We start from the raw sequence: 4,444 nt of genomic DNA, 5'->3' as shown, positions 1-4,444 counted from the left end.
CCTCCTGCCCGACGACAACCGCATGCTCGACCAGCGGCAACCGCATGCTCGGCGCGACAGGGGCAGGTTCGGGCACCGCCTCGTGCGCGGCCGCTAGGGTGACCCGATGCCCGCCGACGTGTCCTTCCGCGCCCCGACCGACCGGGACCGCGGGTCCGCCGACGACCTCGGGCTCCTCGCGTCGGCCAGCGGCCGCACCGGTTCGGCGTTGCAGAGTCTCGCGGTCGAGGTGTCGGGAGCACCGGCGGTCGTCGCGCTCGACGACGGCCGGATCGTGGGCCTCGCGTCGTACGCCGCAGGCGGCCGCCACTCCGTCCTGAGGTATCTCGCGGTCGACAGCACCTACCGAGGGAACGGGATCGGCCGACGGCTCGTGTACGCGGTCCGGGACCGCGCACCACGCGTGGCGCTCATCGCCGAGACGGACGACGCCGCCGTCGCGTTCTACCGTCAGACTGGCTTCGCCGTCACGGCCTTGCCGCGCGACCCCCGCTGGCCCCACGTCCAGCGATACCGCTGCGTCCTCGCCGCGGACGCCCGCTGACCCGCGGCGACGCCCCGTGCCGGGCCGGCGGGGGCCGGTCGGAGTCCAGCAGCACCTCGGACGACAGGCTCACGCCGTGCGCAGCTCCACGGTGGCCGTCGCCTGGGCGCCGTCGTTCAGCAGGCGGGCCGCTGCCGCTCCCTGTGCCGCGAGGTCACGCCAGCTCTCGCCGAGCCACTGCTCGGCGTCGAACTGGTTGGTGAACGCCGGGCTCACGGGCGTCGTGAGCGCGCGCCCGTCCGCGTCGTCGAGCTCCCACACCCACTGGGGTCGGATCATCGTGCGCCTCCACCTCGAACGCCCCGGGCCGCGTCGCGCACCAGGGACCGGTTGATGCTCGCGGCCCAGAACGGGCCGTTGTAGATCATGCCGGTGTAACCCTGCACGAGGTCGGCGCCCGCCGCCAGGTAGGCGCGTGCGTCGTCGGCCGTCGAGATGCCCCCCACGCCGATGATCGTGACGTCCGGGCCGAGCCGACCGCGGAGGCGAGCGACGACGTCGAGCCCGCGCTCGAGCAGCGGAGGGCCCGAGAGCCCGCCCGGACCCAGATCGTGCCCGATCGTCGTGTTGACCGCCACGACGCCGTCGAGCCCCAGCTCGAGCGCGAGGTCGGCGACCGCGTCGACGTCCTCGTCCGCGAGGTCCGGGGCGATCTTGACGAGCAGCGGGATGCGGCGTGCCCCGGCGGCGCGCGTCGAGTCGTCGGCCGCCTCGCGGACCGCCTGGAGGATGGGCCGCAGCGCCTCGGTCGACTGCAGGTCGCGCAGGCCCGGGGTGTTGGGCGAGGACACGTTGACGACCAGGTAGTCGGCGTGGGGCGCGAGGAGCGCGGCGCTCGTCGCGTAGTCGCCCGCAGCGTCCTCTGCCGGGGTGACCTTGGTCTTGCCGATGTTCGCGCCGATCATGACGGCTCGCCCGGACGCCGAGCGCCGCAGGGCTTCGAGACGCTGGGCCGCGGCCGCCGCACCCTCGTTGTTGAAGCCCATGCGGTTGCGGATGCCGCGCAGCGACAGCTCGCGCCACATGCGCGGCTTCTCGTTGCCGGGTTGGGCGTGCGCCGTCACGGTCCCGATCTCGATGAACGCGAAACCCAGCATGGTCAGGCCGCGGATCGCCTTGGCGTTCTTGTCGAAGCCGCCCGCGAGACCGAACGGCGCCGGGAACGAGCGGCCGAGCGCCTGGACGCTGCCGGGGCCGTTCGCGCCACGGCCCAGGTACGGGGCCGAGGCGCCCTGGATGACCCCGCCCACGACGGGCGTGCGTCCCGCGAGGGAGATGACCGGGAACACCACCTCGTGCGCCTTCTCGGGGTCCATGTGCTTGAAGACGCCGTTGAAGAGGAGGGAGTACAGCCGGCTCATGCGGGATCCTTCGGTTCGGTGATGGAGGTCTGGGGCGGGCGCGTGCGCCACAGCCAGGTGAGGCCCACGACCGGCAGGACCAGCGGCACGAACCCGTACCCGATCCCGAAGTCGGACCAGACCGTGGGCTCGGGGAACGCCGCCGGGTCCAGCAGGGACCACGCACCGACGGCGAGCACGCCCACGAGCTCGACGCTCACCGCGGTCCAGGCGACGGTCCGCGAGGTGCGCGACCCGCGCGCGAGCGCGACGGTCGCGACGATGTAGACCACGGCCGCGAGCGCCGAGAGGACGTAGGCGACGGGGGCCTCGTGCCAGTCGCGCAGGAGCTGGACGGACGCGCGCGCGGTCGCGGCCACCGCGAAGATCCCGTAGACGAGGACCAGGACGCGGCCGAAGCCGCTGCCCGTGGTGCGCGGCGTGTCCGAGGAGCGGGCGGTCTGGGGAGACCCCTCGCCCGACGACGTCGCCGGGGTCGCGGGGTCGGGTGCGGTCTCGGGGTTCTCGGGGTGCGTCACGCCATCTCTCCTCAGGCGGTCCAGATCTGCCACAGCCGCCACTCGAGGAACGCGACGGTGATCGCGGCGACCGCGAGCACGACCGAGCTCCAGCGCGTGCGTTCGGCGAACGCCCAGACGGCGGCGACGGGCAGGATGAACAGGGCGGTGATCAGGTATCCCCAGAGCTTCACGGGGTCGGACGCCGAGCTCCCGGTCGCCGCGAGCACTCCGGCGACGATCATCTGCACGACGATCACGCCCTCGATGACGGCACCGCCCCACAGCTGCTTGAGGATCACGGCACGGTCGCGGGCGACGAACCACCCTGCCCAACCGGTGAGTGCCGCGCACAGCGCGACGGCGAGGAGGACGAGGGGGAGGACCACGACGCCGAGCCTACCGGCGCGGGGCCCACGGGCAGGAATCGTCCGACCGTCCCACGCCGCGCGCGGGGGCGTGCCCGTCCCGCCGGTGGCCCGGCGGCCTGCAGCGGCTAGCATCGAGGCGTGGCTGAACTCACTCTCTCCAGCAAGAACCCGACCGGCGTGAAGGTCGACGCGCTCGTCGTCGGGACCCAGACGACGTCAGACGGCGTGGCCGTCGTGGGGGACGACCTCCCCCGCGACGTGGTCGCCGAGCTCGAGGCCCTCGCTCCGGCGCTCGGCATCACGGGCGCGCGCGACGAGGTCCGCACGGTGCCCGCGGGTGCCCACCTCAAGGCGGGCGTGCTCGTCCTGACGGGCCTCGGTGCCCGTGACGCCTCGGGCTCGTTCCCGGCCGAGACGCTGCGCCGTGCGGCCGGCGCAGCGGTCCGCGAGCTGACCGGGGCCTCGTCCGTCGCGGTCGCGCTGCCTGCCGCCGACGAGGCCGAGGTCGCGGCGATCGCCGAGGGCGCGCTCCTCGGGGCGTACTCGTTCACTCGCTACCGCGAGACCGCGGCCGGGGCCAAGGCCACGGGGCCCGTCGCGACGATCGAGGTCCTCACCTCGCTCGCCCGCGGGGCCAAGGCCAAGGCTGCGGTCGAGCGGGCCGCGACGATCGCCGCGGCGGTCCACGCGACGCGCGACCTGGTCAACACGGCCCCGAACGACCTGTTCCCCGCAGCCTTCGCCGACATCGCCAAGGCAGCGGCCAAGGGCACGGGCGTCAAGGTGACCGTGCTCGACGAGAAGGCCCTCGCGGCGGGTGGCTACGGCGGCATCCTCGCCGTCGGCCAGGGGTCCTCGCGCGGCCCGCGCCTCGTGAAGGTCTCCTACTCCCCCTCGCGCCCGCACGCCAAGGTCGCGCTCGTGGGCAAGGGCATCACGTTCGACTCGGGCGGCATCTCGATCAAGCCCGCCAAGGGCATGGAGGCCATGAAGTCGGACATGGCCGGTGCGGCCGCCGTCCTGCACACCGTGCTCGCGGCCTCGAGGCTCGGGCTGCCGGTCGCGGTGACCGGGTGGCTCTGCCTCGCGGAGAACATGCCGTCGGGCACGGCCCAGCGCCCCTCGGACGTCATCACGATCCGCGGCGGCAAGACCGTCGAGGTCCTCAACACCGACGCCGAGGGGCGTCTGGTCATGGCCGACGGACTGGTCGCCGCGATCGAGGAGAACCCGGACGTCGTGCTCGACGTCGCGACGCTCACCGGGGCACAGATGGTCGCGCTGGGCACCCGGGTCTCGGCCGTCATGGGCACCGAGTCCGTCCGCAGCGAGGTCGTCACCGCGGCCGAGGCCGCGGGCGAGCAGTTCTGGCCCATGCCGCTGCCCGAGGAGCTCGCCGCCTCCATGAAGTCGAAGGTCGCGGACATCGCGAACATCGGCGACCGGTTCGGCGGCATGCTCGTGGCAGGCCTCTTCCTCCAGGAGTTCGTCGGTTCCACGCCGTGGGCCCACCTGGACATCGCTGGCCCCTCGTTCAACGAGGGCTCGGCGTTCGGCTACACGCCGGTCGGCGGCACGGGCGTCGCGGTGCGCACCCTGGTCGAGCTGCTCGAGGCCCGCGCGACGAAGTAGGTCATCCTGACGCAGCACAGGGCGGGCGCGACCTCGAGG

At 73.6% G+C, this 4,444-nt stretch carries 6 protein-coding genes; 2 read left to right on the top strand and 4 right to left on the bottom strand.

The window, feature by feature from the left end:
* Positions 1 to 106 precede the first annotated feature (106 nt).
* On the top strand, positions 107 to 544 hold the full coding sequence (locus H9641_RS18390) for a GNAT family N-acetyltransferase (protein WP_191805859.1): 438 nt from the start codon (positions 107 to 109) through the stop codon (positions 542 to 544).
* 69 nt (positions 545 to 613) lie between these two features.
* Here the strand turns inward: H9641_RS18390 and H9641_RS18385 are convergent, their stop codons facing one another.
* From H9641_RS18385 to H9641_RS18370, 4 genes are read right to left on the bottom strand one after another with little or no spacing between them, the layout of a single operon-like run.
* Positions 614 to 823, bottom strand: a complete 210-nt coding sequence (locus H9641_RS18385; RefSeq protein ID WP_056651218.1) for a hypothetical protein — start codon at positions 821 to 823, stop codon at positions 614 to 616.
* Positions 820 to 1,905: a quinone-dependent dihydroorotate dehydrogenase gene (locus H9641_RS18380; RefSeq protein WP_191805858.1), complete on the bottom strand. Its 1,086-nt coding sequence runs from the start codon at positions 1,903 to 1,905 to the stop codon at positions 820 to 822. The genes H9641_RS18385 and H9641_RS18380 overlap by 4 nt, the downstream gene beginning before the upstream one ends.
* On the bottom strand, positions 1,902 to 2,423 hold the full coding sequence (locus H9641_RS18375) for a hypothetical protein (protein ID WP_404821971.1): 522 nt from the start codon (positions 2,421 to 2,423) through the stop codon (positions 1,902 to 1,904). The genes H9641_RS18380 and H9641_RS18375 overlap by 4 nt, the downstream gene beginning before the upstream one ends.
* 11 nt (positions 2,424 to 2,434) lie before the next feature.
* Positions 2,435 to 2,791: a hypothetical protein gene (locus H9641_RS18370; RefSeq protein WP_191805857.1), complete on the bottom strand. Its 357-nt coding sequence runs from the start codon at positions 2,789 to 2,791 to the stop codon at positions 2,435 to 2,437.
* A 120-nt stretch (positions 2,792 to 2,911) separates the two neighbouring features.
* Between H9641_RS18370 and H9641_RS18365 the strand changes: the two genes are divergently transcribed.
* The gene (locus tag H9641_RS18365; RefSeq protein WP_191805856.1) at positions 2,912 to 4,405 is read left to right on the top strand and encodes a leucyl aminopeptidase; all 1,494 of its coding nucleotides are present in this window, start codon (positions 2,912 to 2,914) and stop codon (positions 4,403 to 4,405) included.
* The last annotated feature ends 39 nt before the right edge of the window (positions 4,406 to 4,444 follow it).

Origin of the sequence: Oerskovia merdavium (assembly GCF_014836755.1) — a bacterium.
GTDB classification, from domain to species: domain Bacteria; phylum Actinomycetota; class Actinomycetes; order Actinomycetales; family Cellulomonadaceae; genus Oerskovia; species Oerskovia merdavium.
The sequence above is the reverse complement of the archived record's forward strand: the minus strand, read 5'-3'. Positions and strand labels throughout refer to the sequence as shown.

Excerpts from the sequence above, each read along its gene's own strand:
- H9641_RS18380 (WP_191805858.1), bottom strand. The coding sequence starts at position 1,905 with ATGAGCCGGCTGTACTCCCTCCTCTTCAACGGCGTCTTCAAGCACATG.
- H9641_RS18385 (WP_056651218.1), bottom strand. The coding sequence starts at position 823 with ATGATCCGACCCCAGTGGGTGTGGGAGCTCGACGACGCGGACGGGCGC.
- H9641_RS18390 (WP_191805859.1), top strand. The coding sequence starts at position 107 with ATGCCCGCCGACGTGTCCTTCCGCGCCCCGACCGACCGGGACCGCGGG.